This window comes from Halomonas jincaotanensis (genome assembly GCF_018448785.1).
Classification (GTDB): domain Bacteria; phylum Pseudomonadota; class Gammaproteobacteria; order Pseudomonadales; family Halomonadaceae; genus Halomonas; species Halomonas jincaotanensis.
This window is the reverse complement of sequence record NZ_JAHCLU010000019.1, coordinates 26,325-52,112: the sequence shown is the minus strand read 5'-3', so window position 1 is coordinate 52,112 and position 25,788 is coordinate 26,325. Positions and strand designations below refer to the sequence as shown.

27 protein-coding genes are annotated in these 25,788 nt (G+C 63.0%); 11 read left to right on the top strand and 16 right to left on the bottom strand.

The annotated features are described in order from the left end of the window. Positions 1-107 precede the first annotated feature (107 nt). Complete coding sequence (locus KG088_RS15615; protein WP_213826901.1) at positions 108-497, bottom strand: Hsp20/alpha crystallin family protein; 390 nt, start codon at positions 495-497, stop codon at positions 108-110. Positions 498-572: 75 nt separating this feature from the next. Further along, complete coding sequence (locus tag KG088_RS15610; RefSeq protein ID WP_213826899.1) at positions 573-1,043, bottom strand: Hsp20/alpha crystallin family protein; 471 nt, start codon at positions 1,041-1,043, stop codon at positions 573-575. Positions 1,044-1,198: 155 nt separating this feature from the next. Here KG088_RS15610 and KG088_RS15605 point away from each other — a divergent pair, with 155 nt between their 5' ends. The 4 genes from KG088_RS15605 (at position 1,199) to KG088_RS15590 (ending at position 4,632) form a co-directional block, all read left to right on the top strand. Beyond that, positions 1,199-1,555: a CidA/LrgA family protein gene (locus KG088_RS15605; protein ID WP_213826897.1), complete on the top strand. Its 357-nt coding sequence runs from the start codon at positions 1,199-1,201 to the stop codon at positions 1,553-1,555. After that, positions 1,548-2,270, top strand: coding sequence for an LrgB family protein (locus tag KG088_RS15600; protein WP_213826895.1), 723 nt, complete (start codon positions 1,548-1,550; stop codon positions 2,268-2,270). The genes KG088_RS15605 and KG088_RS15600 overlap by 8 nt, the downstream gene beginning before the upstream one ends. Before the next feature lie 72 nt (positions 2,271-2,342). Beyond that, entirely contained in the window at positions 2,343-3,401 is a 1,059-nt protein-coding gene (locus KG088_RS15595) for a type I glyceraldehyde-3-phosphate dehydrogenase (RefSeq protein WP_213826893.1), read from the top strand. 64 nt (positions 3,402-3,465) lie between these two features. Next, entirely contained in the window at positions 3,466-4,632 is a 1,167-nt protein-coding gene (locus KG088_RS15590; RefSeq protein WP_213826891.1) for a phosphoglycerate kinase, read from the top strand. Between the two features lie 34 nt (positions 4,633-4,666). On the opposite strand, the gene KG088_RS15585 is transcribed toward KG088_RS15590, so the two are convergent. Beyond that, positions 4,667-4,957, bottom strand: coding sequence for a DUF4235 domain-containing protein (locus tag KG088_RS15585; protein ID WP_213826889.1), 291 nt, complete (start codon positions 4,955-4,957; stop codon positions 4,667-4,669). 265 nt (positions 4,958-5,222) lie between these two features. Here KG088_RS15585 and KG088_RS15580 point away from each other — a divergent pair, with 265 nt between their 5' ends. After that, positions 5,223-5,504, top strand: coding sequence for a hypothetical protein (locus KG088_RS15580; protein ID WP_319941453.1), 282 nt, complete (start codon positions 5,223-5,225; stop codon positions 5,502-5,504). Between the two features lie 39 nt (positions 5,505-5,543). Here KG088_RS15580 and KG088_RS15575 read toward each other — a convergent pair whose 3' ends face one another. Both KG088_RS15575 and KG088_RS15570 read right to left on the bottom strand, forming a co-directional pair. Then, entirely contained in the window at positions 5,544-6,209 is a 666-nt protein-coding gene (locus KG088_RS15575; RefSeq protein WP_250148303.1) for a histidine phosphatase family protein, read from the bottom strand. After that, the gene (locus KG088_RS15570; RefSeq protein WP_213826886.1) at positions 6,130-6,558 is read right to left on the bottom strand and encodes a hypothetical protein; all 429 of its coding nucleotides are present in this window, start codon (positions 6,556-6,558) and stop codon (positions 6,130-6,132) included. The genes KG088_RS15575 and KG088_RS15570 overlap by 80 nt, the downstream gene beginning before the upstream one ends. Before the next feature lie 307 nt (positions 6,559-6,865). Here KG088_RS15570 and KG088_RS15565 point away from each other — a divergent pair, with 307 nt between their 5' ends. Further along, positions 6,866-7,549, top strand: coding sequence for an HAD family hydrolase (locus KG088_RS15565; protein ID WP_213826885.1), 684 nt, complete (start codon positions 6,866-6,868; stop codon positions 7,547-7,549). Positions 7,550-7,752: 203 nt separating this feature from the next. After that, positions 7,753-8,790, top strand: coding sequence for a sodium:calcium antiporter (locus KG088_RS15560; RefSeq protein ID WP_213826884.1), 1,038 nt, complete (start codon positions 7,753-7,755; stop codon positions 8,788-8,790). 94 nt (positions 8,791-8,884) lie between these two features. Here the strand turns inward: KG088_RS15560 and KG088_RS15555 are convergent, their stop codons facing one another. The 4 genes from KG088_RS15555 to KG088_RS15540 form a co-directional block, all read right to left on the bottom strand. Next, on the bottom strand, positions 8,885-10,645 hold the full coding sequence (locus KG088_RS15555) for a potassium channel family protein (RefSeq protein WP_213826883.1): 1,761 nt from the start codon (positions 10,643-10,645) through the stop codon (positions 8,885-8,887). A gap of 66 nt (positions 10,646-10,711) precedes the next feature. After that, complete coding sequence (locus KG088_RS15550; RefSeq protein ID WP_213826881.1) at positions 10,712-11,095, bottom strand: DUF6394 family protein; 384 nt, start codon at positions 11,093-11,095, stop codon at positions 10,712-10,714. Between the two features lie 112 nt (positions 11,096-11,207). After that, the gene (locus KG088_RS15545) at positions 11,208-12,404 is read right to left on the bottom strand and encodes a hypothetical protein (protein ID WP_213826879.1); all 1,197 of its coding nucleotides are present in this window, start codon (positions 12,402-12,404) and stop codon (positions 11,208-11,210) included. A 181-nt stretch (positions 12,405-12,585) separates the two neighbouring features. Next, entirely contained in the window at positions 12,586-12,720 is a 135-nt protein-coding gene (locus KG088_RS15540; protein WP_213826877.1) for an ion channel, read from the bottom strand. 191 nt (positions 12,721-12,911) lie between these two features. On the opposite strand from KG088_RS15540, the gene KG088_RS15535 reads away from it, so the two are divergent. Then, positions 12,912-13,286: a translation initiation factor Sui1 gene (locus KG088_RS15535; RefSeq protein WP_213826875.1), complete on the top strand. Its 375-nt coding sequence runs from the start codon at positions 12,912-12,914 to the stop codon at positions 13,284-13,286. Between the two features lie 2 nt (positions 13,287-13,288). Here the strand turns inward: KG088_RS15535 and KG088_RS15530 are convergent, their stop codons facing one another. Beyond that, positions 13,289-14,164, bottom strand: coding sequence for an NAD-dependent protein deacetylase (locus tag KG088_RS15530; RefSeq protein ID WP_213826873.1), 876 nt, complete (start codon positions 14,162-14,164; stop codon positions 13,289-13,291). 107 nt (positions 14,165-14,271) lie between these two features. Between KG088_RS15530 and KG088_RS15525 the strand changes: the two genes are divergently transcribed. Further along, on the top strand, positions 14,272-15,183 hold the full coding sequence (locus KG088_RS15525) for a nuclease-related domain-containing protein (protein WP_213826871.1): 912 nt from the start codon (positions 14,272-14,274) through the stop codon (positions 15,181-15,183). Between the two features lies 1 nt (position 15,184). On the opposite strand, the gene KG088_RS15520 is transcribed toward KG088_RS15525, so the two are convergent. The 6 genes from KG088_RS15520 to glnA form a co-directional block, all read right to left on the bottom strand. After that, positions 15,185-15,967 carry a ribonuclease T2 family protein gene (locus tag KG088_RS15520; RefSeq protein ID WP_213826869.1) on the bottom strand — a complete coding sequence of 261 codons (783 nt, stop codon included), beginning with the start codon at positions 15,965-15,967 and terminating at the stop codon, positions 15,185-15,187. A 2-nt stretch (positions 15,968-15,969) separates the two neighbouring features. Further along, positions 15,970-17,316 (bottom strand): deoxyguanosinetriphosphate triphosphohydrolase, encoded by a 1,347-nt coding sequence (locus KG088_RS15515; protein WP_213826867.1) that lies wholly within the window; start codon positions 17,314-17,316, stop codon positions 15,970-15,972. 60 nt (positions 17,317-17,376) lie between these two features. After that, complete coding sequence (gene ntrC, locus KG088_RS15510) at positions 17,377-18,789, bottom strand: nitrogen regulation protein NR(I) (RefSeq protein WP_213826865.1); 1,413 nt, start codon at positions 18,787-18,789, stop codon at positions 17,377-17,379. Next, positions 18,782-19,825, bottom strand: coding sequence for a nitrogen regulation protein NR(II) (gene glnL, locus KG088_RS15505; protein ID WP_213826863.1), 1,044 nt, complete (start codon positions 19,823-19,825; stop codon positions 18,782-18,784). Before glnL ends, ntrC begins: the two co-directional genes overlap by 8 nt. A 497-nt stretch (positions 19,826-20,322) precedes the next feature. Next, on the bottom strand, positions 20,323-20,907 hold the full coding sequence (locus KG088_RS15500) for a DUF4124 domain-containing protein (protein WP_213826861.1): 585 nt from the start codon (positions 20,905-20,907) through the stop codon (positions 20,323-20,325). 185 nt (positions 20,908-21,092) lie between these two features. Beyond that, on the bottom strand, positions 21,093-22,499 hold the full coding sequence (glnA, locus tag KG088_RS15495; protein ID WP_213826859.1) for a glutamate--ammonia ligase: 1,407 nt from the start codon (positions 22,497-22,499) through the stop codon (positions 21,093-21,095). A 567-nt stretch (positions 22,500-23,066) separates the two neighbouring features. Between glnA and KG088_RS15490 the strand changes: the two genes are divergently transcribed. Both KG088_RS15490 and typA read left to right on the top strand, forming a co-directional pair. Further along, a complete protein-coding gene (locus KG088_RS15490) occupies positions 23,067-23,606 on the top strand; it encodes a glycosyltransferase (RefSeq protein WP_213826857.1) in 540 nt (179 codons plus the stop codon). 218 nt (positions 23,607-23,824) lie between these two features. After that, positions 23,825-25,675, top strand: a complete 1,851-nt coding sequence (typA, locus tag KG088_RS15485; protein WP_213826855.1) for a translational GTPase TypA — start codon at positions 23,825-23,827, stop codon at positions 25,673-25,675. Positions 25,676-25,788 lie beyond the last annotated feature (113 nt).

Here is a 25,788-nt window from a genome sequence, read left to right as displayed (position 1 = left end):
CGCCGAGCGCTCCTCCAAGGGTAGCGGAAGAGGGCCCCCCTATGACACCACCAAGATAAACGTAAGCGCCCTTCCCGTTCGGAAGGGCGCTTGTCGCTTGGCGGCCGTCAAGCCGCCTTGACGTCGATGCGTCGACGGCGATGGGTCTCTTTCTTGGGGAGCACCAGATGCACCACGCCGTTTTCGATGCGCGCCTCGATGGCGTCGGCTTCGATCTCGTGGCTAAGCGTGAAGCGACGCATGAACCGCTGAGCACGCACCTCGGCATAGATGGCTGACAACCCCTCGGGCATGTTCAGCCGTACCTCGCCTTCCAGCGTGAGTATATTGTCGTCCACCTCGATACTCAGCGACTCGCGCGTCACTCCCGGCATGTCGGCGATGACATGCAGTGCATTGCTCTGCTCGAAGATATCCACCGCAGGCACCAGAGACTCCTCTCGCTCTTCACGCTTGGCCGGTTCCCGCGAGGCATCACGCCGGGTCACCTCATTCATGACCATTCACCTCCGTTTGCTTTATTTGCTGTTTACTTTGCACCCGTTTTCACTGCGTCTCGATGGCTTACCGCGTCAGCTAGCCTCCTGCGACTGGATCTCGATCCGCCGCGGCTTGAGCTCCTCGCGCTTGGGCAGCCGCACCTCAAAGATCCCGTCGCGGAAATGCGCTTCGGTGCGGTCGACGTCCAGGCCATCCGGCAAGGCCAGGGAGCGGCTGAACTCACCCTGGTAACGCTCGCGGCGAAAATCGGTACGCGCCGCCTGCCCCTCTGCCGCGACATCAGGGGCTTCACGCTTGCCGCTGACGGTCAGGACATTGTCCTGAATGCTCACCTCCAGCTGATCCGCGGTCAGTCCCGCCGCGAAGACGTAGACGCGCACCGCATCATCGGTGCGTCCCACGTTGATCATCGGATAGCTCCCGCGCGGCACCGAACGGATATCCGTCGCCGCAGTGTCGGGAAACACCTCGTCCATCCATTGCCGGAACCAGTCCAGACCCTGAGGCTGGCCGACATCGAAACGTCTGAGATCTCCGAACATCACAAACACCTCCTCTGACATCAAGCTCCATGTGTTCAATCACGGGAATAGTCGATGCCTGCTGACATTGCCCCGTTAATCTGCAAAATAGGATCGCTCGGTAAGGTTTCAAGGCCCGAGCGAACAATTTTTCACCTTACCTGACAAGGACGCTTATGCCGGCATTGCGCGGGTTTCTGTGGTTGGTCGGGTTCCTGCTTCTTGGCCAGGCACTGGTGTGGTCACTGCGCCTCCCGGTGTCACCCGGCGTAGTGGGAATGCTGGCCATGACCCTGTGGCTCATCCTGCGTGGGCGGGTCAGCGAGGATATTCAGGCCGCCAGCCAGCCACTGATCGCGGTGCTGGCAATGCTGATCATGCCCGGGGTGGTAGGCGTGTTCTTCATTGCCGAGGCCTTCGCCGGCCAGTGGCTGGCCGTCGGTGTGGCGTTGGTGCTCGGCACCCTGCTCAGTGTGGCGACCACGCTATGGCTGATGCTGCGCTTCATGCCGATGGATACGCCCGATGACTGAAAGCCTGGCACCGCTACGCGAGCATCTGCTGGCCACTCCGATGCCGGCCATCGCCTTGACGCTGGCGGCCTTTCTCGCCGGCAACCGGCTATTCCTGCGTCTCAATCGGCCGAGCGGGTGCCCAGCGATCCTGATCGCCGCCATGCTGCTCGCCGCCAGCCTTGCCTTGCTCGGCATCGATTACGCCGATTATCGCGCCGGGGCTGGCTGGATGATGTTGTTGCTCGGCCCAGCCACGGTGGCCCTCGGCGTACCGCTTTTTCAGCAGTGGCCGCGTATCCGCGCCCTGTGGCGCCCTATCCTGCTCAGCCTGCCTCCGGCGGCGATGCTGGCCGCCTTCTATTCGGTGGGCCTGGCCTGGGTGCTTGGCGCATCGCCCGAGGTACTGGCGTCGCTGGCGCCCAAGTCGGTGACCGCGCCAATCGCCATCGGCATCACCGAGCAGCTGGGCGGCGTGATTCCCCTGATGATGGGCGGCCTGCTGATCACCGGCGTGATGTCGACGGCCTGCGTCGGGATGATGGCAAAGCATCTGGCGATACGCGATCCACGGGTGCTGGGCTTCGTGCTGGGCGTCAACGGCCACGTCATCGGCACGGTACGCGCCTTCGAGCTCGGCCCCACCGCCGGCGCCTTCGCCTCGCTGGGCATGAGCCTGACCGGCATCTTCAGCGCTCTGTTCCTGCCGCTTGCCTGGCGGTTGCTGGGCCTGTAGAGCAGACGATCCGCATGCAAGTGCGCTAGAATGCCCGGCTCGCACACGCTACCGGGAGTTCCAGGCACCGCCATGGCCTATCGAATCGCCATCAACGGTTACGGCCGCATCGGCCAGTGCGTGCTGCGCGCGCTTGTCGAGAGACAGACGCGACTCGACTCCAGCGACCCTAGCGGAGGAGACAAGGCACTCGAAATCGTGGCGATCAACGAGCTTTCGGACCTGGCCACCATCGCCTACCTCACGCGCTACGACACCACCCACGGCCTCTTCCCCGGCCAGGTGGAAGCACAAGGCGACTGCCTGATGGTCAACGACCACGCCATCCGCGTGCTCTGCGAACCCGACCCGGCCCGGTTGCCTTGGCGTGAACTCGGCATCGACCTGATACTGGAATGCTCGGGCAGCTTCCGCGATCGCGCTACCGCCGAGCGGCATATCGCGGCCGGCGCCGGCCGGCTGCTGTTCTCCCAACCAGCGGAAAACGACGTCGATGCCACCATCGTCACCGGCATCAATGACCATGAACTGTCGCCCCAGCATCGAATCGTCTCAGCGGCCTCATGCACGACCCACTGCCTGGTGCCGGTACTCACCGTGCTCGACGAGGCACTCGGCATCGAACACGGCGTCACCACCACCATCCATTCGGCGATGAATGACCAGCCGGTGATCGACGCCTATCACCAGACCGACCTGCGCCTGACGCGTTCGGCGATGCATTCCATCGTGCCGGTGGACACCGGCCTTGCACGTGGGATCAGTCGCCTGATGCCGCACCTGACCGGACGCTTCGAATGCCTGCATATGCGCGTGCCGACCATCAACGTCTCGGCCATGGACCTGGCGATTACGGTGCGCCGAGACACCTCGACGGCCGAGATCAATGACCTGTTGCACGAAGCCAGTCGTGACCGCCTTGCCGGGTTGCTCGGCTATACTGAGGAGCCCATGGCCTCGGTCGACTTCAACCACGACCCCCGCTCGGGTATCGTGGATGCCACCCAGACCCGGGTGGCCGGAACCCGCCTCATCAAGCTGCTTTGTTGGTTCGACAACGAGTGGGGCTTCGCCAACCGCATGCTCGACGTGAGTCGACAGCTGGCGGCCCTGGCTCCGCCCGGCCGATGACGCTGCTTTGGTGAACTGTTCCGGTGACCCTGTTTCGGTTTCCCCAAATGAGGATCACGCCCCCATGAATGTTCGCAAGATGACCGACCTCGACCTCGGCGGGCAGCGCGTGCTGATCCGCGAGGACCTGAACGTCCCCATCAAGCATGGCAAGGTGACCAGCGATGCCCGCCTGCGGGCCTGCCTGCCAACCATTCAGGCCGCCGTCGATGCCGGCGCCAAACTGATGCTGATGAGCCACCTGGGCCGCCCCACCGAAGGCGAACCCGCCGAGGAGTTCTCGTTGGCACCGGTGGCGGAGCATCTCGGTGAGCTGCTTGGCCGTCCCGTCCGCCTGGTCAGCGAGTATCTGGATATCGCCCTGGATCTGGCTGATGGCGAAGTCGTGCTGCTCGAGAACGTGCGTTTCAACGCGGGCGAGAAGAAGGACGACGAGACGCTCGCCAGGCAGTACGCCGAGCTCTGCGATATCTTCGTCATGGACGCCTTCGGTACTGCCCACCGCGCCCAGGCCTCCACCCATGGCGTGGCGCGTTTCGCCCCCACGGCGTGTGCCGGCCCGCTGCTGGCCGCTGAACTCGACGCGCTGGAGAAGGCGCTGGCCACGCCCAAGCGCCCGATGGCCGCCATCGTCGGCGGCTCCAAGGTGTCGACCAAGCTCGAGGTGCTCAACGCCCTCTCCGAGCGCTGCGACCAGTTGATCGTGGGCGGCGGCATCGCCAATACCTTCATCGCCGCGGCCGGCTACAACGTTGGCAAGTCGTTGCATGAGGCGGACCTGATCGACCAGGCCAAGGCACTGATGGCCAAGGTCGAGATCCCATTGCCCACCGACGTGGTAGTGGCCACCGAGTTCTCTGAATCCGCGCAAGCGGTGGTCAAGCCTGTCGACCAGGTCGCCGATGACGAGATGATCCTCGATATCGGTCCGGACACCGCCGGTCGCCTGGGTGGGCTACTCAAGGATGCCGGCACCATTCTCTGGAACGGCCCGGTGGGCGTGTTCGAGATCGATCAGTTCGGCAAGGGCACCGAGGCACTATCGTTGGCCATTGCCGAAAGCCACGGCTTCTCGATCGCTGGGGGCGGCGACACCCTCGCGGCGATCGACAAATACTGCATCGCCGATCGCGTCTCCTATATCTCCACCGGCGGCGGCGCCTTCCTCGAGTACGTGGAAGGCAAGACCCTGCCGGCGGTCAAGGCGCTGGAAGAGGCGGCCACACGCTGACGCCGCAACACATACTGACAGATGTCGCTCGGCACTATCGGCCCAGTAACCGGCGTACCTGTCGGCCTGGCCGCGAGCCGGGGGCCTTTCGCATGACCTCCCTGCCGGCACGGCGCCCCACCACACGGGCCACCCCGACCAGCATGCCGGTACCGGCCCCCCAAAGCAGAGCCTGGCGCCAGCCCACATCGGGCTGGTCGGGATTGGCCGGCGGGGCCTTGCCAACCTCGCGCCGATAGGCCTTGTCGGCGGTCTTGCGAGCCATGACACTGGCGGCCACCGCGGCAACGGAGCCAACCAGTGACCAGATATCGTCCTGCTTCATGATGCACCTCATCCGTCTCGACATTATGTTAGCGATTACTTACCCAGCGCCCCTCACGAGCCGGCTTTATTGACGTTCTCGGGCGTAAACACATCACAGGTTATCGTGTTGCGATGCAATATGCGTGATACTGCCCGCATTGTTTCGTCCACCCAGCGCTCCATTTTTACATCGAAAAGGTCCCACTCCCATGAATAACACGTCTCACCCTGCCCTAGTTCCGCAGACCCCGGCAGCCATGATGGATGTCTGGAAACTTGGGATCATGGCCTTCGAGCTATGGTCGACATCGCTTTCCACCATCAACATGCGCCAGAACCTCTGGCAGACCAAGCAGCCAAATAGCGCAAGCATGATGAAGGAAAACCAGCGCATGGTGTCCGAGAAGCTCGAGGCCGCCATGGAAACCGGGCTCGAGATGCAAAAGGCCATGCTGGGTATGGCCTTCGGCCAACAGACGCCGTGGTGGGTCACCGGCCGCAAGGCGATGGTGCCGTACCATCGGCGCAGCAGCGCCAATTCACGCCGTCTTTCCCGGCGCAAGTAAGTAACCGGCACGAGTCACCAACGCCACGCTACCTGGTCGTCAGCGAATCCTGCCGACGACGTCCAGACGATCGCCACTCGGCCTGACCACGACAATATCGCCGGAGCCGACACCGCTGTTGGTCAACGCCGATATATTGACCTGATGAGTGACCATCACCAAGGTCGCCTGCCGGTCCCACGCCGCTATGAGCTGGCGGGTACGGGCGGTCTGCTCATCGGCATCGCTGCGGTCACGAAAGAAGGAATCCAGCGAAGGGGTCGGGACAACATCACCGAGATCGAGCAAACGGGCGGTGTCGAGGCTGCGACACCAGCGACTCGAGTACACGGCGGCAATCTCGATGTCACGCTCACGAAAGGCTTCGCCCAGTGCGCGAGCCTGTTGGCGACCTTGCGCGGAGAGGTTACGTTGGGTCTCGCAACGCTCGAGGGCAAAGTCCGGCGGGTCGCCGATACCGGGAGCCAGCGCATGACGGATCAAGGCCACATGACCGCCTTGCGCCAGCGCCTCCCACGCCGCGGAAGGGCTGTCGGCAGCTGCCGAGGCGATGGGCGTTACGGCGAGCAGAACCCCGATCAGCAGGCTGCCAGCGTTCCGGCAGCCTGCTGAAACGGCGTATCGCTCAGTTCGTAGGCATTCCTTCTTCCGTCTCGTCGACGCCTTCATCACCCGATTCGACTTCGGTAACGTCGGTAACGACATCACCCGAATCTCCTTCCTGCTCTTCGGTCGGGTCCTGCTCAGCATCTTGCTCGGCCTCCTGGGCGGTATCTTGCTCGGCCTCCTGGGCGGTATCTTGCTCGGAGGCTTGGCCTCCACCACCGCTTTCGTCTTCCGATGCCGGCTCGTCTCGCTTCAACGCGCCGGGCGTGATGCCGTACTTCTCTTGCAAGGCGTCGTCATCGAGGGCCTGGCTGCCTTCCTGAGCGCTGTCCTGCGACTCATCCGACGATGATTCATCATGTTCCGAGGCCATGGCATGCGTGCCAAGACCGCCTGCCGTCAAGGCGACAGCGATACAGAGCGTGGTAAGCGAGGGGTGAAATCGCATCCGGCGTTACTCCTGTAGGCGATGGAGGACATCTCTGCACCGCATCCACGGCGCCTCCTCAGACTAGCGCACCTGCCCTGGCTTAGGAATCTCGTTACCCAACGCAAGCCGGGGTAACCAAGTCCCCTCGGGAGCGTCGTCAACATCCTCACCGGTGCCCTTGAAGGATGAAGGATATGCGACAACACTATTTAGAAACACCGTTCACAAAGTCTTGATTTTTGCACAAGCCTCAATGTTAGCCCTGATATGCTAATAGCCATGACACGGACTTACCGATTCCCTGACCTGCGCGAGATGCCCGACGATGGCACATCCTCCCTGCTTGCTTTTCGACTGTGACGGTACGCTGGTCGACAGCGAACCGCTCCTTGCCACCGAGATGGCCATCGCGTTGAGTGGCGTGGGTCTACCATTCCTTGCCAGTGACTATATGGGAGAGTTCCGGGGTTCCCGCTTTCGCCAGATCGTCGCCGAACTCCAGCGCCGCCACGGTGAAGTCGACCCCGACCACCTCGAGGTCATGGAAACTCAGATGCGTCGCAAGTTGATGCAGCGACTGGAAACCGAACTGATCCCCCTGCCGGGCGCGCCGGAAGCCCTCACAGCGCTGGTTGGCTATCCCATGGCGGTGGTTTCCAATGGCCCAGAGGCAAAGATTCGTGCCTCGTTGAGCAGCAGCGGACTAGCCGAGTATTTCGGCGACCGCCTGTTCAGCGGCTACACCGCCAAGTGCTGGAAACCCGACCCCTGCCTGTTCCTGCATGCCGCGAGCCTCATGGGCTATGCGCCGGAAGATTGCGTCGCCATCGACGACTCCATCGTCGGGGTGCGGGCGGCACTGGCAGCGGGCATGACGGTGATCCATCTCAACCGTTTCCCCGATGCCGAGCAGACCCCTTCGGGGGCCATCATGGTCAGCAGCATGTACCAGCTACCCACGGTCATCACCCACTTGACGGCGGCTCGGCGGATGGCCGCCTTCGGCTGAACGAACCCGCCGTGCTGGCAAGCGTGTTCACCACTGCCTGTCACGCTCATGGTATCTCGCTGGGGCGTGATGCTTGCGTGCTGCCTGGCTGCGCCTTGAAAGGATTCACCTTGTCCACCTAGAGTGAAGGGTGTCCTTTCAAGAGTCGTCCTGATGCCAGATCCACTTGTGGTCCCTGCATTCATGTACCTTGCGTTTGCCTCATGAGTCAGGCTCTCGGCGCAATGCCATTGGGAATGGCCCTACTGCTGTTCGCGGGCTGCACCCTGGTGATCGGAATCGTGGGGACACGCTTGGCTCGGCTCGTCGACGACCTGGCCGATCGCACCGGGCTTGGCGAGGCCATCGCCGGGGCCGTATTGCTGGGCATGGCCACTTCGCTGTCTGGCTTGGTGGTATCGGTGTCGGCGGCATTCGCCGACCGCCCGACCCTGGCGATGAGCAACGCCCTTGGCGGTATCGCCGTGCAGACCTTGTTTCTGACCATCGCCGACATCACCCATCGGCGCGCCAATCTGGAACATGCCGCCGCCTCCCTCGGCAATATGATGCAGGGTGGACTGCTGCTGTGTCTGCTGTCACTGGTACTGGTCGGCCGCTTCGCCCCCGAGTGGACGCTCTGGCAGGTGCACCCCATCACACCCTTGCTGTTGCTGGGCTACCTGTTCGGCCTGCGCCTGGTGGACCGCAGCCGCGACCACCCCATGTGGAGCCCGGCCCAGACCCGCGATACCCAGCCCGATGTGCCCGACGAACAGGCCATGCAGCAATCGGCAGCGCGGCTCTGGCTGGCCTTCGTGGCACTGGCGGCAGCGCTGGCCATCAGTGGCTGGCTGCTCGAGCGTAGCGCTGCCATCATCGCCGATGCGACCGGCCTGGGCCACTCCGTGGTGGGTGCGCTGATGACCGCCGTGGTGACTTCATTGCCGGAGCTGGTCACCTCGGTGGCCGCGGTGCGCCGGGGGGCGTTGACGCTCGCGGTGGCCGGCATCATCGGCGGCAATGCCTTCGATACCCTGTTCGTCGCCGCTGCCGATGTCGCTTATCGGGGTGGCTCCATCTATCACGCCATCCCCGACTCGGTCTCGCTCTGGGTCGCCTTGTCGCTGTTGATGACCGCGATCCTGATGGTCGGGATGCTCCATCGCGAGCGTCAGGGACCCGGGCATATCGGCTTCGAGAGTGTATGTATCATCGGCTGCTATGTGGCCGGGGTGCTGGCACTGCTGCTGGTCCCGTGAGACGCCAGGGTTTGCCCGATGCGTCGATGGCGACCACGCTGGCCCAGCCTGGCCGTAACTGCGAGGTCCAGCGGTCCTCACGCGGCCGATGATTTCATGGCCGTGGCCGACGACCATTCCGCCTAGCATCGCTACGACGACGCCTAAGCCTGTCTTCAAGCCATGCAAACAGGTACCCGCGCGACTCATCGAACCCCGTGATCACATACCGAAGCGTGTAGGGATTATGTAGTGTCGCCTGCAACATCGGCTCCACCCACTTGACGCCGCAGAATAGGACCTCGTCGCCGACACCAAGCGGAAAATCCTCGTCCGGCAGCATGACCGCCTGGCCTTCCCGACGAATGGCGAGCGCCCCACACGGTAGCGCTTCCGGGAACGAGCGGGCATCCCGGCACAGCGCCCCCAACACCACCGTTCCCCCGGCTTCCAGATAGTCGGTCACCGCCGGGGCTTCGCCCGGGACCAGCTTGACCGACCACAGATGCGGGGGGGCCTTGACCATGGTCGCCTGCAGACGGCTTACCAGTGCTTTCGTCTGGGCCGGTTCGCGTTGTGCGAGCCAGTCGATCAGATCCTGGACGAGAGGCGAGATCAGCAGCTTCAGTATCCGGCGCGCCGTCGTCAGGCTGTGCTGGAGGACCAGATCGGCCCGCGCGGCATCGAACGCCACCTGATTCTCGTGACTGTTCTGGCGCACGATGCGGAACGTATCCGGATTGAGCTCCGTCACCGACAACAGTGTACTGAGATTATCGGCATCGCGATTCGTCGCGGCGATGACCCCGGCCGCATCGTGGATGCCCGCCTCCTTCAGGGCCGAAAGATCGGCATTGGACTGGACCATGACCGTTCCCTCTCGGGCCAGGTTTGTGTCCACGTCCGGATCGATGATGCGTACGCCGATGCCATGCTCCCGGAGACAGCGATTGATCCACCGTCCCATCCGCCCGTACCCGCACAGAATCCAGTCGCCCCGCGGCACGTACACCGGCACCCCGAGTTCTACGCCGCGAGCACCCACGAACCACGCATTGAGGTTGTGTAGCTCGGAGCGTGCGATCGCCCAGTAGACGAGTTGGGAGAAGATCTCGAAGGGGTCAACGACCGTCACATTGTCCAGCGCTCGCAGATTGGCCTCATGGCGGGCCGAGGTCGAACGGCAGATGACCCGGAGCTGCGGGTTAAGATGCCGGGCCATCACCGCGATCTTCAGATTGACGTCGTCATCGTTCGTCAGCGCGACCAGGGCCCGGCATGTGGGGTGTTCCACCCCCGCGGCCAGGAGGTGTTTCGGCGTACTGGCGTCCGCGCAGAGCCCCGGCATCGCGACTGTGTAATCGCGCACGCCCAGTGCCTTGATGCGTTCCGGGTCGAAATCGAGTATCACGGCGCGCATGCGGTGGTCGCTCAGACCCCGAGCCAGCAGGCTGCCGGTATCGCCGAAACCGCACAGGATGACGAAGGGGTCCACATTGCCTCGGACCTTGCGAGCGAACCGAAACCCCTCCATGGCCTGGATGAAGTGGGGATTCTGCACCAGGCGAATCAGGGAACCGATTGCATAGAACCAGGCGACGGCGCCGGTATAAAGGCAGAAGATCGCCCACAGGCGCTGCTCGTCGCTGTAGTCATTCGGCAGTTCACCGAAACCGGTCGTGGTCGCCGTATAGGTGAAGAAATAGAAAGCATGGAAGAGATTCATGTAGGTCGTCTCACCATCGACGACCCGGCCTGGCATAAGCGCCATGCCCATGACGCCCACCGAATACACGAACAGCAGCGCGAATAGCGGCCGGCGCATATAGCGCAGGACGATCATCGTCACACGGTCAAGATCGGACGTCGGCGTCACGCGTTCAACCCCCCCTCTGCCTGTTGAGAATCGCGGCTGTCACGCTGAATCGATCCGCGCTCTGTGCTAGCGACGGGAGAGCAGCGTATCGCCGACCAGGATCGCCGTCGCGATGATATTCGCGACCAGCGCTCCTGTTGCGAGCGAGACGATATCAGCCATGTCTCCTGGCCCCGGTGCGCCCCCGCCACCGGCATCCGCGACGATCCAGACGACGCGAGCCGTGATCAGTAGAAGGCCGGCAACCAGGCCGGAGGCCAGCAGCAAGGCCCCGGTCTGAGAGCGATCCCCAAGTTTCAGGCCGATCGCGACCAGGTTGACGATGATGGTGAGCGTAAGAATCCACACATTGTGGTGGGCGGGAGACTCGATGCCTCCCGCGACGAAGGCGTAATTGAGGCTCAGGGTAAGGATGATGAAAAAACCGAAAACCACGCGTTCGAGATTCATAAGCCTGCTCCTGGCCGGGACGCGCCGTCAGTATAGGCATGAAGCCCCCGCGACTGCGAACGCCACCGCCGTGCTGGACTCAGGCAGCGTCCGGTGTCCGGCAGGGACCCTCTCAGTGCGGGGCGGGAAGCCAACTCCGGACGACGCCGCCATAGGTTCCCGGTTCGGCCGGCTCGATGGCCCGGCCCCTGACGCCGAGGACCCCGGTCCATGCCTTGTGGATGAGGTCGTAGCTGTCGACGTCGTCGTCGGTCTCGCCGGTCTCGCGATATGCCATCCAGCTATCGTCTCCCGCATGGAAGACATCGAGCAGGTAGCGCGTGCCGTCGCGCACCTGTACATCGTTCTCCGGGGTGCAGCCGTACTGTCGGAGCGAGTCGACGAATTCCGCGACGAGATCGAGCTCGCCCATCTCGAGCACCGGATAGAAGTGCCGACGGTGGTAGTCGAAGAGCCTTGGGGAGTCCTCGACATAGAGAGGGAAGCGGTGATTTCCGGTGGGGATGTAGGCGATATGGGTGGCGAGATAGGCCTGGTCGATAAAGTCCTCGTCCTCCGCGCCGTCCTCGAAGGTCTCCACGTCGTCAAGCGGGTAGGTCTTCAGATACTCCCAGAGGGCAGGCGCGAAGGCCCTCATTTCCTCCGTTGTCTCTAGGCCGGGAACCGTCTGCGCCTCGATGAAGATCAGACTCCAGATGACGAGGTCGAAGACCTCCTCGTCGTCCGTCTCGTCGGTCCCGTCCAAGACCGGCTGGTAATCGATACCCATCGCTGCTTCCAGAGACGGTTCACAATCCCGAAGCGCGGCGTTGGTCAGATCGACAATCTTGCCCGTATGCGGGTCATCCGGTCCGAGCTGCGTGTGTGCGTAGACCGCGAGCGGCACCACGTCCTCATACTCGTCGCAATCCATGGAGTCCGGCGTGCGATCGAGATAGGGCGAAAGCAGCCGAGACAGGTTCCTCAACGCGGCCTCGCGCGCGCTCCTGTCCAGTTCGGGATCGTTGGCGCTGGAATAGGTCACCTCGATCAGGGAGGCGACCGAATCCTCCCAGAGGTCTTCCGCCGCGGCCGGGTTCCGTTCGTAGAGGGCGATCATCTCCTCCACCCCGAGCCAGATCGAGCGCACCGCGTCCTGCGCCTCGCTCGGGGACCACGGTTTGGGATCCAGGCTCTCGGCCACCTCCGCCCCCGGTCGCCACTCCTCCGGCAGCGAATCGATGTCCGGAAAACACGGCGGACCAGCGTGAGCAATAGCGGAAAACGATAGTGAAAGCACAGAGAGCCGCAGCTTGCCGAACGTCTGCATACCGATACCTCCGCTCCTATTGTTGTCTTTTTTTGCACTTTAATTTTACTTCGTCTCGAGTAAAATGCCAGGCTTTATGATCGGCATGCATTTACGAACTACACCTTCGCAGCAGCGGGCGAATCAGGGAACCGATTGCATAGAACCAGGCGAGGGCGCCGGTATAAAGGCAGAAGATCGCTCACAGGCGCTGCTCGTCGCTGTAGTCATTCGGCAGTTCACCGAAACCGGTCGTGGTCGCCGTATAAGTGAAGAAATAGAAAGCGTGGAAGAGATTCATGTAGGTCGTCTCACCATCGACGACCCGGCCTGGCATCAGCGCTAAGCCTGCTCCTGGCCGGGATGCGCCGTCAGTAAAGGCATGAGCCTTCGGTGACCCCGAACGTCACTGCCGGGTGGGCTCGGGCAGCGCCTCTTCGCCTGGTCCGGTAGGCCACTACTACGGATGCAGGCCGACGGCTGCAGGGCTATCATCGCCCAGACACGTGCGAACATGAGGAGGCCGACATGGCACCCCTGAAGGACCAGCTCGGCGGCCTGGTCTACTCCACCGAGCATGGCGATACCTGTCCGGACTGCCGCCGCCCCCTTGCCGAGTGCCACTGTGCCAAGCAGGCCGACCAGGCGCGTCTGGCCGAACTCGACGGTATCGTGCGCATTCGCCGTGAAACCAGCGGGCGCAAGGGCAAGGGGGTGACAACCGTTAGCGGGCTTCCCTTGTCTGCCGACGACCTCAAGGCGCTGGCCAAGGAGCTCAAGAAACGCTGCGGTACCGGCGGGGCGCTCAAGGACGGGGTCATCGAAATCCAGGGCGATCACCGCGAGCGGCTCAAGGCCGAACTGGAAAACCGCGGCTACACGGTCAAGCTCGCCGGCGGCTGAGGCTAAGCCTTGTCTGTTTTGGCAGCAGCGCCGGAGAGGGACGCCACCAGACGCTCGAGCCCCACCTCGGCAGACGCCGAAACCTTCACGGCATAAAGCGCGTCGGCCCGGGTGCGGCCGAGATTCAGGCAGGCGATCGGCTTGGCCTGCTTGGCGGCGGCCCGGGCGAAGCGAAATCCCGAAAAGACCATCAGCGACGAGCCCACCACCAGCAGTGCATCGCTCGCCTCCAGCAAGGCGAAGGCGCGCTCCACCGCACGGCGCGGCACGCTGTCGCCGAAGAACACCACGTCCGGCTTCCAGATACCGTCGCCGCAGCGCGAGCAACTCGGCACCTCGAAGCCGGAAAAATCGACCTCCAGATCGGCATCGCCATCGGGTCCGGCCAGTGCGCCGTGGGTCGACCACTGGGGGTTGCGAGCCATGAGTTCGGCATGCAGATCGTGACGCATGCGCTTGGCGTGGCAACTCATGCAGCGCACCATGTCGGCGCGGCCGTGAAGGTCGATCACGTTTCGCGAGCCTGCCCGCTGGTGAAGGCCATCCACATTCTGGGTAATCACGCCCATGACGTGGCCGCTGGCCTCGAGACCCGCCAGCGAATGGTGGGCGGCATTGGGACGCGCGTTCTGCAACGCCCGAAAGCCCACCAGCGCTCGGGCCCAGTAGCGCTGACGCGCCGCCTGACTGGTCATGAACTGCTGGTGCTGCATCGGCGGCGAGCGTTTCCAGTCGCCGGACTCGTCGCGGTAGTCGGGGATGCCGCTGGCCGTGCTGATGCCCGCGCCGGTCAAGACCGCCAATCGCGGGAACTGTGCCACAAAGTCGACCAGTGCCGTCAGGTCCGGCTCTCTGGAGACAGACAAGGATGATTGCATCGAAGGGGGGTCCATTCGGCCACAAACGACTCAGAGCATGGCCCTCAAGGGACATGCTTGTCTAGAATGGGTTGCCGTACCCACCCCGACGGGCAAGGACAACAACAATGGCCTGGCTGGAATACCTGTTACCGCTGATCTTTCTTTTCCCGCTAGCCGCCACGGGGGTGATTGTTGTCGCGCTGCGCAATCTTCACGATGCCCGGGTGCGCTCGCCCTTCGACGCCCACCCGCTGCGTGAGCCGGGCCAGGCATTGCGCGACCGACTCGACCGGGCCTTCGCCGGGCTCTTCCTCGACGGCGCGCTGGGGCCCATCATCACGATGACGCCCCTGGTCTACGGTATGGGGCGCATGCTCTTCGCCAACCAGCAGAACTGGCTGGAGTGGGCGCTCTACGGCCTGATGAGCACCTTGCTGATGCTGCTGTTCTGCTTTCTGCTGATACGCGACTTCCAGCGCATACGCCGCCTAAAACTAGGCCTGGCCTGCGAACTGGCCGTGGGGCAGGAACTCGAGGCCATGATCCGGCCCGAGGCCCACCCCTATTACGTGTTTCATGACGTGCCCACCGATACCACCACCATCGACCACGTGGCGGTAACGCCCCACGGCGTATTCGTGGTCGAGACCCGTGCCCGAACCCCGGCCTGCGCCGCCGATGGCAGCGAGATCAATCGCGTCGCCGTGGAGCGTGACCGGCTGCGTTTCCCCGGCTGGAACGAGCACATTCCCTTGCAGAAGACCCGCCAGGCCACCCGCTGGCTGAGCCATTGGCTCGAGGAGCGAGCCGGGCAGGCGGTGCCGGTCATGGGCGTGCTGGCCCTGCCCGGCTGGGAGATCGACACCCAGGCGGCCGACGGCGACCTGCTGGTGGTGAGCGGCGAGGCACTGGCCCGTCAGCTCGTCCAGACCCGGCTCGGCGAGATCGACGCGCCTACTCACGATGTGATCATCGCCGCCCTGCTCGAACGCGCCGCCCTGCTCGAACTCACCCATTTGCAGGCGCCTTCGGTCTGATTCAGTCGAAGGTGACGATCCGGACCCGCGTCGCGCAGTCGCCGCGCCCCAGCGATACCAGGCTGTCGGCGTCGGGAAAGGCGTCCAGGCGCTCGGCGTCGATACCGATGCGTACCTCGGTCAACAGCCGATTGCCACGCCCGTCGCATTCGAGCCGCAGCGCCCGGCCGGTTGCATCGCCAAAGGCCGACTCGAAGGCCTCGATCAGGTCGTTGCGCGCCACCTCGCCGCCCTGATTGAGCGTCACGAAACCGCCGAAGGCGCTGGCGTTGACGGCCTCGACCAAGGCCACTGAGGCAGCGAAATAGTCCTCCTCGGGCATCGCGAAACAGGCGGCATGCTTGGCGTACTGGTAGCGCTCCAGACAGCTGGCCCGCCCCGGCATCGCTTCATTCAGCTCTGCATCAAGGCTATCGGATAGCGCAAAGGGCGGATGGGCGCGACAGAAACTTCCCTCGGCGCGGGGCTGTTCAATAAAGCAGCCGTCCCGCCACCACTCGCGCCGCTCGACGCCGCGTTCGGCCAGGCGCTCGGGCAGCGAGGGCCAGAGGCCGTGCAGCACGAACCCCAGATCGGTGCCTTCGCGCAGCGAGGGGTCGCGACACTCGCGCGGCGGGGACGAGCGACTCGCGCAGAAGCCCGCGTGCCAGGTCAGCGCCAGGGTGTAGTGGTCGAAGCCCTCGGCGTCGAGCCGCGCCAGTGGCGTCTCGGCGATAGCGACGCCGCTCCACACCAGCGCCAGCAGGCCGAGCCGCGAGATGCGACGAAAGCAGTGACGGATCATGATCATCCCCGCAACCGACCGCCCATCTCCTGGGCGAGGTCGACCGCGTAGTGATCCGTCATGCCACCGATGAAGTCGAGCATGCGTCGGTAGCTGTCGTAGAGGCTCCAGGAGGGGCGCGGGGTGTTCTCGCCGATCAGTGCCAGTACGCGCTGATGCTTGAAGGTGGAACGTCCCGTGTAATGAAGCTCGTGGGCCGCCCCGATGAACGCCTCGAGCAGGATGCCCAGCGTGGTGTAGGCGCCGATCTCCAGCTTGGCCTTGCGCTCGTTCTGGAAGATGCGCTCGCGGGCCAGCTGCTTGGCGGCACTCACCCCCCAGCCCAGGTCCGGATGGCAGAGATCGAGCAGGTCCTGACTGAGCGCGCCGCTGCGCAACTCGCTTTCGTGCTGGACGAAGACCGCCCCGACGTCGTTCACCGCCCGCTCCATGGCGGCCCCGCGCAGGGCGGCGATACGCCGTCGCTGCGAGACACCGCTACGCTGCATCTCATCGTAATCCGCCGGCACGCCGCCGGCGATCTGAATCAGCACCTCGGCCACTTCATCGAAGCGCAGGATGCCCATCTCCAGGCCGTCTTCGAGATCGAGCAGGGCATAACAGATGTCGTCCGCCGCCTCGACCAGCCAGGCCAGCGGGTGGCGACACCAGCGTCCCTCGCCTCTGGGCAGCAGCCCCAGCCGCTCGGCGACCTCCGACAATAAAGCGCGCTCGCTCTGGTAGCAGCCGAACTTGCCGGCTGACCCGCCGTGTTCCACGGTCCAGGGGTACTTGAGCAGGGTGCCGAGCGTCGCCGTGGTCAGGCGCATGCCGCCGCGAAACTGGTTGTACTCGATCTGGGTGACGATGCGAAAGCCCTGGGCGTTGCCCTCGTAGGTCAGCAGGTCCTCGCGCTCCAACGCGGACAAGCCGTCCAGCAGCCCGCTGCCGTTGCCACCGGCGCTCGAGAACCAGTCGCGGATGGCGTACTCGCCGGCATGGCCGAAGGGCGGGTTGCCGATGTCGTGCCCCAGGCAGGCGGCCTGGACGATGACGCCAAGATCCGCCGGGGTGATCCAGGCGGGCAGTCGCGCATGCAGGCGCTCGCCGACGATCATGCCCAGCGAGCGGCCCACGCACCCGACCTCCAGCGAATGGGTCAGGCGGGTGTGGATATGATCGTTGTCGGTCAGCGGGTGCACCTGGGTCTTGCGCCCCAGGCGCCGGAAAGAACCGGCGAAGACGATCCGGTCGTGGTCCTTGTGGAAAGGGCTGCGGCCGATCTCGTCGCGACCGCTGGTGGGCGGCGTGTCGCGTGTGTCGTGCAGTCGGCCCGTGTCGAGCAGCCGCTCCCAGCTCATCTGCGTCATGGGTAAACTCCTTGAGAGCCCATTCTGGCAGCACACATCGTCGGCGCCCAGCCCGATGACTCAGTCGCCGTCCGCCAGCGCCGGCAGCAGGGTCTTGAGCTTGCGGGTAAGGGTGTTCCTGCCCCAGCCAAGCAGCTCGGCGGCTTCGCCCTTGCGCCCGCCGGTATGCTTGAGGGCGGTTTCGACGAGAATGCGTTCGAAATCGGGAACCGCCTGCTCAAGCAGATGCGTATGGCCGGCGGCCAGCGCCCGATCGGCCCAATCGCGGAAGGCGCTGCGCCAGTCGCCATTGGCGGCTTCAGCGCCATCGCTGTTGCGCAGCTCCGGGGGTAGATCCTCGACCAGCACTTCGCGCCCCGAGGCCATTACGGTCAACCAGCGACAGGTATTCTCGAGCTGACGCACGTTGCCGGGCCAGGGCTGCTGGGTGAGATGCGTCTCGGCCTCGGCGGTCAGCACCTTCCCGTCGGTGGAGAGCTCCTTGGCCGCCTCGGCCAGAAAATGCCGTGCCAGCCTCGGGATGTCTTCGCGGCGCTCGGCGAGCTTCGGCAGATGGACGCGAATGACATTCAGGCGGTGGAAGAGATCCTCGCGGAAGCGACCGTCGTCCACCAGGATCTCGAGATTCTGGTGGGTCGCCGCGATAATGCGCACATCGACCCGCACCGGGGTATGCCCCCCGACACGATAAAACTCACCGTCTGCCAACACCCGCAGCAGCCGGGTCTGGGTTTCAGCCGGCATGTCACCAATCTCGTCCAGAAACAGGGTGCCGCCGTTAGACTGCTCGAAGCGGCCCAGCCGCTGCGAGGTCGCGCCGGTGAAGGCGCCCTTCTCGTGACCGAACAGCTCCGACTCGATCAGGTCGCGGGGGATCGCTGCCATGTTCAGGGCGATGAACGGCTTGCCGGTCCGCGGGCTGTGCTGATGCAGGGCGCGAGCGACCCGCTCCTTGCCGGTCCCCGATTCGCCATTGATCATCACCGTGATATGCGAGTGCGATAGCCTGCCGATAGCGCGAAAGACTTCCTGCATGGCCGGCGCTTCGCCGATGATCTCGGCATCCAAGCCCTCGGGCACGGTGACCGGGCGTTTGCGTTCGCGGGCGTGAGCCACCGCGCGACGTACCAGCGCCAGCGCTTCGTCGACATCGAAGGGCTTGGGCAGGTATTCGAAGGCACCGCCCTGGTAGGAGGCCACGGCGCTGTCGAGATCCGAGTGCGCGGTCATCACGATCACCGGCAGGTCGGGATGCGCCTCGCGCACCCGGGCCATCAGGTCCAGGCCATCGATTCCCGGCATACGGATATCGGTAACCAGCACATCGGGCGGATCGTCGAGCAGACGACCCAGCACGGTGTCAGCGCGTTCGATGCACTCAACCTCCAGGTCGGGTTGCGCCAGGGCCCGTTCGAGCACCCAGCGAATAGCGCGGTCATCGTCGACGACCATCACGCGGGCGTTATCAGTCATGGCGATTCTCCAGCGGAATCAGCAAGCGGAATTCGGTATGGCCGGGGGCGGACTCGCATTCGATCAGCCCGTGGTGTTGATGCAGGATCGACTGGGCGATGGAAAGGCCCAGCCCACTGCCCTCTGCGCGGCCCGACACCATGGGGTAGAAGAGCGTATCGCGCAGTGACGAGGGGATACCTGGGCCGTTATCGATCATGCCCACTTCACAGACGAGCCGGTGGCGTTCGGCGCCCAGGGTGAACTGACGCCGGGCGCGTGTCCGCAGTATCAGCCGAGGCTGATCGGTGCCAGCCTCGGTCATTGCCTCCACGGCGTTGCGCGCCACGTTGAGCACCGCCTGGATCATCTGCGCCTCGTCCCCGGCAAGATCGGGCAGGCTGGGGTCGTAGTCACGTTCGATATGTACACGGGGCTGCTCGACGATCAGCAGCGAACGCACGCGCTCCAGCACCTTGTGAATGCTCAGTGCCTCATGACGGGACATCCGATTGGGCCCCAGCATCGAGTCAACCAGATCGCGCAGCCGGTCGACTTCCTCAATGATGATTCGCGTGAACTCCCTGAGGCTCGGATCGTCGAGATCGCGCTCCAGTAGCTGGGCCGCGCCACGGATACCGCCCAGCGGGTTCTTGACTTCGTGGGCCAAGCCACGTGCCAGAACCTTGATGGTTTCCTGACGGCTGTGCAGCGCCTCCTCACGAGAGATGCGCAACAACCTGTCGCGCGGCTCGATCTCCAGCAGCAATTCATCTTCAGAGAGTGGTGAGACAGTGTAATCCACGGTGAGCACCTCACCGGTGGCCAATGTCAGCCGCGCCTCGCGCTGGGTAAACGGATGGTAGGCATCGCGTGCCTTCTTCAAGACCTCCCCGATATGTTCCTGGCCGAGCAGCGCCGTCAGCGAGAGGCCTTTTACTCGGCTCAGGCTCAGCGCCAGCAGGGCTTCGGCAGCGGGATTCATCCAATGAACGCGCAGCTGTGCGTCTAGCAGCAGAACCGCGATGGTGAGATGTTCCATCAAGCGTTGGTACATCGGGCCCTCTCGTGTCTTGGCAAGATCCCATGCTGCCGAAAACTCTCTGAGACAACGTTATCTCGCCGTCTCACCGCCTACCTGCCCAAGAGATTTGCAAGAAGCAGGCCAGTCGCGTAAATCACGGCTTGGCGTCATCACAGTGCCACCCTGCACCGATTTAACGCACCAAGATAGTGCACCGACATTTCCAACGCACGGTGAAATGGCGCGCCCCGTGAAGAACGCACCGATTTGCCCTTGTCGGCGACTCAGCGATCCCGAAGGAAATGCTCCTTGTCCCATCGGCGGTCACGCCGCTGTTCACGCTCGGCGGCGCGCCTTGTCTCTTGACGACGAAGCTGGTCGCCGGGGCGATAGTCGAGGGCACTGCCCTCGCTCACCCTGTCGGCATGATCGAAGGCATCAAAATGACCGTCGCCGCGGCTCGCTGGCTCGCGACAAGGCCTGAGACTGCCGTCCGGACACAGCGGCCGAGGCGCCCGGCGAAGGGGCAGCTAATTGGCGGGGTTGTTGGGGTTCTGGGGCAAATTAACGCTGGCGCGCTGGACGTACAGCGTCACGGGGGAGGTACGATGCCGAACCTCGCCGCTGCCATCGATCAGCTCGGCCTGCAGGACATGCTCTCCGCGCGCCAGGTCAGTGAGCAGGAACGCCTCGGTATGCATCGCCGACTGGCTGACGCGGCCATCCACCAGCAGACGTACGCGATGATCCTCGCGCAGCCGGGGTTCGATCCCCAGTGCCACTTCCAGGTTGCCAGCGGCCCCGCTGGGAAGCGTTTCCTCATTGCCGGGCGAGGCGATCCGGAAGCTGTCGTAGGGCATGAAGGGCTCGCCGGGACCATCCCGGGAGGCACTCGTGCCGCCGCTCTCGACCCGTATCACGGTCTCCTCATCGCGCACCTCTCCCGTTGAGGGCACGACGGTAAGCGGCTCGAGGTCGACCTCTTCACCGCCACGCTCCGGATTGTCGGTGAAGACCACATTGCCTTGAGCGTCGGTGCTGCGATAAATGGTCTGGGCATGGACAACAAGGCTTACCGAGAGTCCCAGCGCCAGCGTCGCGACTGCCTTGTACATTTCTCTCTCCTGAACTGTCACCGCCGCCCTCGATGACGCCAGCGATCTGCAAAATTCGTCACTACTGGATAGGATACTGACCCAAAGAAAGGGGTTCCGCCATGGCGGAACCCCTTTTTCATAACGACACGCCTCTCACTCTCGGCCGGCCCCGCTAAGAGCCGACTCGGCAGGCAGTCATGTGATCAGCAGCTGTAGTACATGTCGAACTCGATCGGATGCGTGGTCATACGGATACGCTCCACGTCTTCCATCTTGAGCTCGATGTAAGCGTCGATCATGTCGTCGGTGAACACACCCCCTTCTGTCAGGAAGGCGCGATCGGCGTCAAGTGCCGCCAGAGCCTGATCGAAGCTTTCGGCTACGGTTGGCACGGACTTGCCCTCTTCCGGCGGCAGATCGTAGAGGTTCTTGTCCATGGCATCGCCGGGATGGATCTTGTTCTTGATGCCGTCGATGCCGGCCATCAGCATCGCACCGAAGCACAGGTAGGGGTTGGCGGTCGGGTCCGGGAAACGAAGCTCGACACGCTTGCCCTTGGGGCTCGCGGTGTAGGGAATACGGATCGACGCTGAGCGATTGCGGGCGCTGTAAGCCAACATCACCGGCGCTTCGAAGCCGGGTACCAAACGCTTGTAAGAGTTAGTCGAGGCGTTGGTGAAGGCGTTCAGGGCGCGCGCGTGCTTGATGACGCCGCCGATGTAGTAGAGCGCCATTTCGGACAAGCCCGCGTACTCGTCACCGGCGAACTGGTTGGTGCCATCCTTCCAGAACGACTGGTGGACGTGCATGCCCGAACCATTGTCGCCGACCAGCGGCTTGGGCATGAAGGTAGCGGTCTTGCCATAGGCGTGGGCCACATTGTGGATCACGTACTTCATTTCCTGAACTTCGTCGGCCTTCTTGACCAGAGTGTTGAACTTTACACCGATTTCGTTCTGGCCAGCGTTGGAGACCTCGTGATGATGCACCTCGACGCTCTGACCGATGGCCTCCAGGGTGTTACACATGGCGCCACGGATGTCGTGGAAGCTATCGACCGGAGGCACCGGGAAGTAGCCGCCTTTCACCCGTGGACGGTGGCCCAGGTTGCCGCCTTCGACCTGACGATCGGTTGACCAGGCACCCTCTTCGGAGGTGATCTTGTACATGGCGCCTTCGATGTCGGCCTTCCAGTGCACTTCATCAAAGATGAAGAACTCGGGCTCAGGGCCGAAGAAGGCGGTGTCGCCCAGGCCGGTGGACTGCAGATACGCCTCGGCACGCTTGGCGATCGAGCGCGGGTCACGCTCGTAGCCCTGCATGGTGGCCGGCTCGATGATGTCGCAGCGCAAGACCAGGGTCGCGTCTTCGGTGAAGGGGTCGAGGAAGGCGGTGCCATCTTCCGGACGCAGGATCATGTCCGACTCGTTGATGCCCTTCCAGCCATTGATGGAAGAACCATCGAACATCTGGCCGTTCTCGAAAAATTCCTCGTCGACATCGCGGGCAGGAATCGTGACGTGCTGCTCCTTGCCGCGGGTATCGGTAAAGCGCAGGTCAACCCATTTGATGTCGTGTTCTTCAATCAGGGCAAGAGTCTTGGCAGACATGAAGTCCTCCACAGTGAGCTTGGCTCGATCGACGACGGGTCGACCGACGGGATGATTAATGGGAGCCGATGATATCGGCTGTCTTTTGTAGCATGCCGCAGACCTGCTGCCCACGGTCGCCATGAATGTGCATGGCATTGTCCAGAATAATGCAGGCAACATGCCAACTCTGCACCAGCATAGCGTGAAATGCTTTTAATATGTTGAATATAATGCACTTTCCAGACGAGGCATTTCAGGAAGCATAGGGTTTAGTAGGGCTCACAAACGTTGAGTATAGAGTTAAACTGCCTGATTGCACTTATTTGGTGCAGTTAAACACCTCAATGCACTAAATTTGCGCAGAACCAGTTGGCATCTAGCGTGTCACCATCATGATGGCCTGGCTCATCATGATCTAGGGATACCTCCCCTTGCCATTTGTCAGGAAAATCAATCCAAGAGCTTATTGAAACAATTGACAACTAATAGATACTCTTTATTACATTAAAGCGCCGGTCGACTAGCTCACCAATTTCGTCCCCAGCGTCTCGGCATGCTGACCGACCTAGCGGAGCCCTCTCGTACATGTTCATCTGCAGCATTTTTCTCGATGCACGTTCCTCCGGCGCGGGAATTCCGCAACGGCTGGCGGCATTGAAGGAAATCTTGCAGCGTCTCGACAATCGTCTCGAGTTACTGGTGGTAGATGACACCGGGGATCGCCGTCTGGCGGTTCTGACAAAACATCATAGGGCGATACTGATTCACGCCGAAGGCACGCCACTCGGCGATCGCCTCAACCTGGCCGTAACGCACAGCCAAGGAGAAGTGCTGCTCTTCCCGGTACAGAGCACCACTTTGACCGCAGACTGGCTCATCCGGACAATCGAAAGCATAGAGCATCATGAGCGCGATGCAGTGGTCATAACAAGGCAACCCTCAAGTCGTCTGGCACGCCTGTGGCGACGACTGCATTCTCATCCGTTCAGTGACACCCTGTGTGTTTCGCGCGTGTGGTTCGACCGCATCGGCGGCTGCGACCCGTCGCTGGATGCCGACGCCCTCCCCGACCTGATCGAGCGGCTCCGCGCCTGCCAGGCTCGCGTGGATAACGACCCCGGCTGAATGGTCCCGCCGCCTAAGGTAGTCACCCGCATGGTTGTGGGCAATTCTTGGCCATGCATAACCGGGCGAATTACGCATCACCGCTTGAATATCGCCCGCCGATAGCGTAGCGCCTTGCCGCGCTTGGCTGTACAATCCTCACACTTCTCACCAGCACCGTGCCAGGCAGCCACATCACCTGCTGTAACGCACTGCGTACATGATTCGGAACATCGTCAATGAGTAACGCTCAAAACCTCAGCGATATCAACGCGCTGAGGAATATCGCCATTATCGCCCACGTCGACCACGGCAAGACCACCCTGGTCGACAAGCTCCTCAGCCAGTCCGGCACCCTGGACCGCAAGGCCGAGGGGCAGGAGCGCATCATGGACTCCAATGACCAGGAAAAGGAACGTGGCATCACCATCCTGGCCAAGAACACGGCGATACGCTGGCAGGCCCCGAGCGGCGAGTATTACCACATCAACATCGTCGACACGCCAGGACACGCCGACTTCGGTGGCGAGGTCGAGCGAGTCATGTCGATGGTCGACTCCGTGCTGCTGCTGGTTGATGCCGTCGACGGCCCGATGCCGCAGACGCGCTTCGTCACCCAGAAGGCGTTCGACAAGGGCCTCAAGCCCATCGTGGTAGTCAACAAGATCGACCGTCCCGGCGCGCGCCCCGACTGGGTCATCGACCAGATCTTCGATCTCTTCGACAATCTCGGCGCGTCCGACGAGCAGCTCGACTTTCCGATCATCTACTGCTCGGCGCTCAACGGCGTCGCCGGCCCCGACCCCGACGAACTGGCCGAGGACATGACCCCCATGTTCCAGTCGATCGTCGATATCGTCGAGCCGCCCAAGGTCGAGCTCGATGGCACCTTCCAGATGCAGATCTCGGCCCTCGATTACTCCAGCTACGTAGGCGTCATCGGCCTGGGGCGTATCAGCCGCGGCTCGGTGAAGCCCAATCAGCAGGTCAGCATCATCAGCAAGGAAGGCAATGTCCGCAAGGGCAAGATCGGCCAAGTGATGACGCACATGGGCCTGGAGCGCGTGCAGACCGACGAGGCCACCGCCGGCGATATCGTCTGCATCACCGGCATCGATAACCTGGCGATCTCCGACACCCTCTGCGACACCAACAACGTCGAGGCGCTGCCGCCGTTGTCGGTGGATGAACCAACCGTTTCCATGAGCTTTCAGGTCAACGACTCACCGTTCGCTGGCAAGGACGGCAAGTTCGTCACCAGCCGCAACATCAAGGAGCGCCTGGAGCAGGAGCTGATCCACAACGTCGCGCTGCGTGTCGAGCAAGGCGAAACCCCGGAGAAGTTCAAGGTCTCCGGCCGCGGCGAGCTGCACCTCTCGGTGCTGATCGAAAGTATGCGTCGCGAAGGTTTCGAGCTGGCCGTGGGTCGTCCCGAGGTAATCATCCGCGAGATCGACGGCGTCAAGCAGGAGCCGTACGAGGAAGTGATCATCGACTGCGAAGAGCAGCACCAGGGCGCCATCATGGAGGAGATCGGCTATCGCAAGGGCGAGCTCTCCAACATGAACCCCGACGGCAAGGGCCGCGTGCGCCTGGACTTCATCATCCCCGCCCGTGGGCTAATCGGCTTTCGCGGCCAGTTCCTGACTCTGACCTCCGGCACCGGCATTCTTACCAGCCGCTTCGATCACTATGGCCCGCTCAAACCGGACGCCGCGGTCGAGCGTCGCAACGGCGTGCTGGTCTCCATGGTCGGCGGCAAGGCCCTGGCCTATGCGCTGTTCGCCCTTCAGGAGCGCGGCAAGCTGATCATCGACCATGCCACCGAAGTCTATGAAGGCATGCTGATCGGCATCAACAACCGCGCCAACGACATGGTGGTCAACCCCACCAAGGGCAAGAAACTCGACAACATGCGCTCCACGGGCAATGACGAGAACATCGTGTTGACCCCGCCGGTGAAGTTCTCGCTGGAACAAGCCATCGAGTTTCTCGATGACGACGAACTGGTCGAGATCACGCCGTATCACATTCGTCTGCGCAAGAAGCACCTCACCGAGAACGAGCGCAAGCGCGCCAGCAAGAAGTAACCCACGCGCTGCACCGCCTGTCCGAGCCCACTCCCGGTGGGCTCGCGGGTTTACCATGGCGTTTGGGAATCGGGCAGCTATGCTGGAGGCTGTCCGATCACGTTAAGCCCATC

What these genes read in the sequence shown, in the direction of transcription:
- KG088_RS15615 (WP_213826901.1), bottom strand. Translation starts at nt 497, where the DNA reads ATGAATGAGGTGACCCGGCGTGATGCCTCGCGGGAACCGGCCAAGCGT.
- KG088_RS15610 (WP_213826899.1), bottom strand. Translation starts at nt 1,043, where the DNA reads ATGTTCGGAGATCTCAGACGTTTCGATGTCGGCCAGCCTCAGGGTCTG.
- KG088_RS15605 (WP_213826897.1), top strand. Translation starts at nt 1,199, where the DNA reads ATGCCGGCATTGCGCGGGTTTCTGTGGTTGGTCGGGTTCCTGCTTCTT.
- KG088_RS15600 (WP_213826895.1), top strand. Translation starts at nt 1,548, where the DNA reads ATGACTGAAAGCCTGGCACCGCTACGCGAGCATCTGCTGGCCACTCCG.
- KG088_RS15595 (WP_213826893.1), top strand. Translation starts at nt 2,343, where the DNA reads ATGGCCTATCGAATCGCCATCAACGGTTACGGCCGCATCGGCCAGTGC.
- KG088_RS15590 (WP_213826891.1), top strand. Translation starts at nt 3,466, where the DNA reads ATGAATGTTCGCAAGATGACCGACCTCGACCTCGGCGGGCAGCGCGTG.
- KG088_RS15585 (WP_213826889.1), bottom strand. Translation starts at nt 4,957, where the DNA reads ATGAAGCAGGACGATATCTGGTCACTGGTTGGCTCCGTTGCCGCGGTG.
- KG088_RS15580 (WP_319941453.1), top strand. Translation starts at nt 5,223, where the DNA reads ATGGCCTTCGAGCTATGGTCGACATCGCTTTCCACCATCAACATGCGC.
- KG088_RS15575 (WP_250148303.1), bottom strand. Translation starts at nt 6,209, where the DNA reads ATGTCGTTACCGACGTTACCGAAGTCGAATCGGGTGATGAAGGCGTCG.
- KG088_RS15570 (WP_213826886.1), bottom strand. Translation starts at nt 6,558, where the DNA reads ATGCGATTTCACCCCTCGCTTACCACGCTCTGTATCGCTGTCGCCTTG.
- KG088_RS15565 (WP_213826885.1), top strand. Translation starts at nt 6,866, where the DNA reads ATGGCACATCCTCCCTGCTTGCTTTTCGACTGTGACGGTACGCTGGTC.
- KG088_RS15560 (WP_213826884.1), top strand. Translation starts at nt 7,753, where the DNA reads ATGAGTCAGGCTCTCGGCGCAATGCCATTGGGAATGGCCCTACTGCTG.
- KG088_RS15550 (WP_213826881.1), bottom strand. Translation starts at nt 11,095, where the DNA reads ATGAATCTCGAACGCGTGGTTTTCGGTTTTTTCATCATCCTTACCCTG.
- KG088_RS15545 (WP_213826879.1), bottom strand. Translation starts at nt 12,404, where the DNA reads ATGCAGACGTTCGGCAAGCTGCGGCTCTCTGTGCTTTCACTATCGTTT.
- KG088_RS15540 (WP_213826877.1), bottom strand. Translation starts at nt 12,720, where the DNA reads ATGCCAGGCCGGGTCGTCGATGGTGAGACGACCTACATGAATCTCTTC.
- KG088_RS15535 (WP_213826875.1), top strand. Translation starts at nt 12,912, where the DNA reads ATGGCACCCCTGAAGGACCAGCTCGGCGGCCTGGTCTACTCCACCGAG.
- KG088_RS15530 (WP_213826873.1), bottom strand. Translation starts at nt 14,164, where the DNA reads ATGCAATCATCCTTGTCTGTCTCCAGAGAGCCGGACCTGACGGCACTG.
- KG088_RS15525 (WP_213826871.1), top strand. Translation starts at nt 14,272, where the DNA reads ATGGCCTGGCTGGAATACCTGTTACCGCTGATCTTTCTTTTCCCGCTA.
- KG088_RS15520 (WP_213826869.1), bottom strand. Translation starts at nt 15,967, where the DNA reads ATGATCCGTCACTGCTTTCGTCGCATCTCGCGGCTCGGCCTGCTGGCG.
- KG088_RS15515 (WP_213826867.1), bottom strand. Translation starts at nt 17,316, where the DNA reads ATGACGCAGATGAGCTGGGAGCGGCTGCTCGACACGGGCCGACTGCAC.
- ntrC (WP_213826865.1), bottom strand. Translation starts at nt 18,789, where the DNA reads ATGACTGATAACGCCCGCGTGATGGTCGTCGACGATGACCGCGCTATT.
- glnL (WP_213826863.1), bottom strand. Translation starts at nt 19,825, where the DNA reads ATGTACCAACGCTTGATGGAACATCTCACCATCGCGGTTCTGCTGCTA.
- KG088_RS15500 (WP_213826861.1), bottom strand. Translation starts at nt 20,907, where the DNA reads ATGTACAAGGCAGTCGCGACGCTGGCGCTGGGACTCTCGGTAAGCCTT.
- glnA (WP_213826859.1), bottom strand. Translation starts at nt 22,499, where the DNA reads ATGTCTGCCAAGACTCTTGCCCTGATTGAAGAACACGACATCAAATGG.
- KG088_RS15490 (WP_213826857.1), top strand. Translation starts at nt 23,067, where the DNA reads ATGTTCATCTGCAGCATTTTTCTCGATGCACGTTCCTCCGGCGCGGGA.
- typA (WP_213826855.1), top strand. Translation starts at nt 23,825, where the DNA reads ATGAGTAACGCTCAAAACCTCAGCGATATCAACGCGCTGAGGAATATC.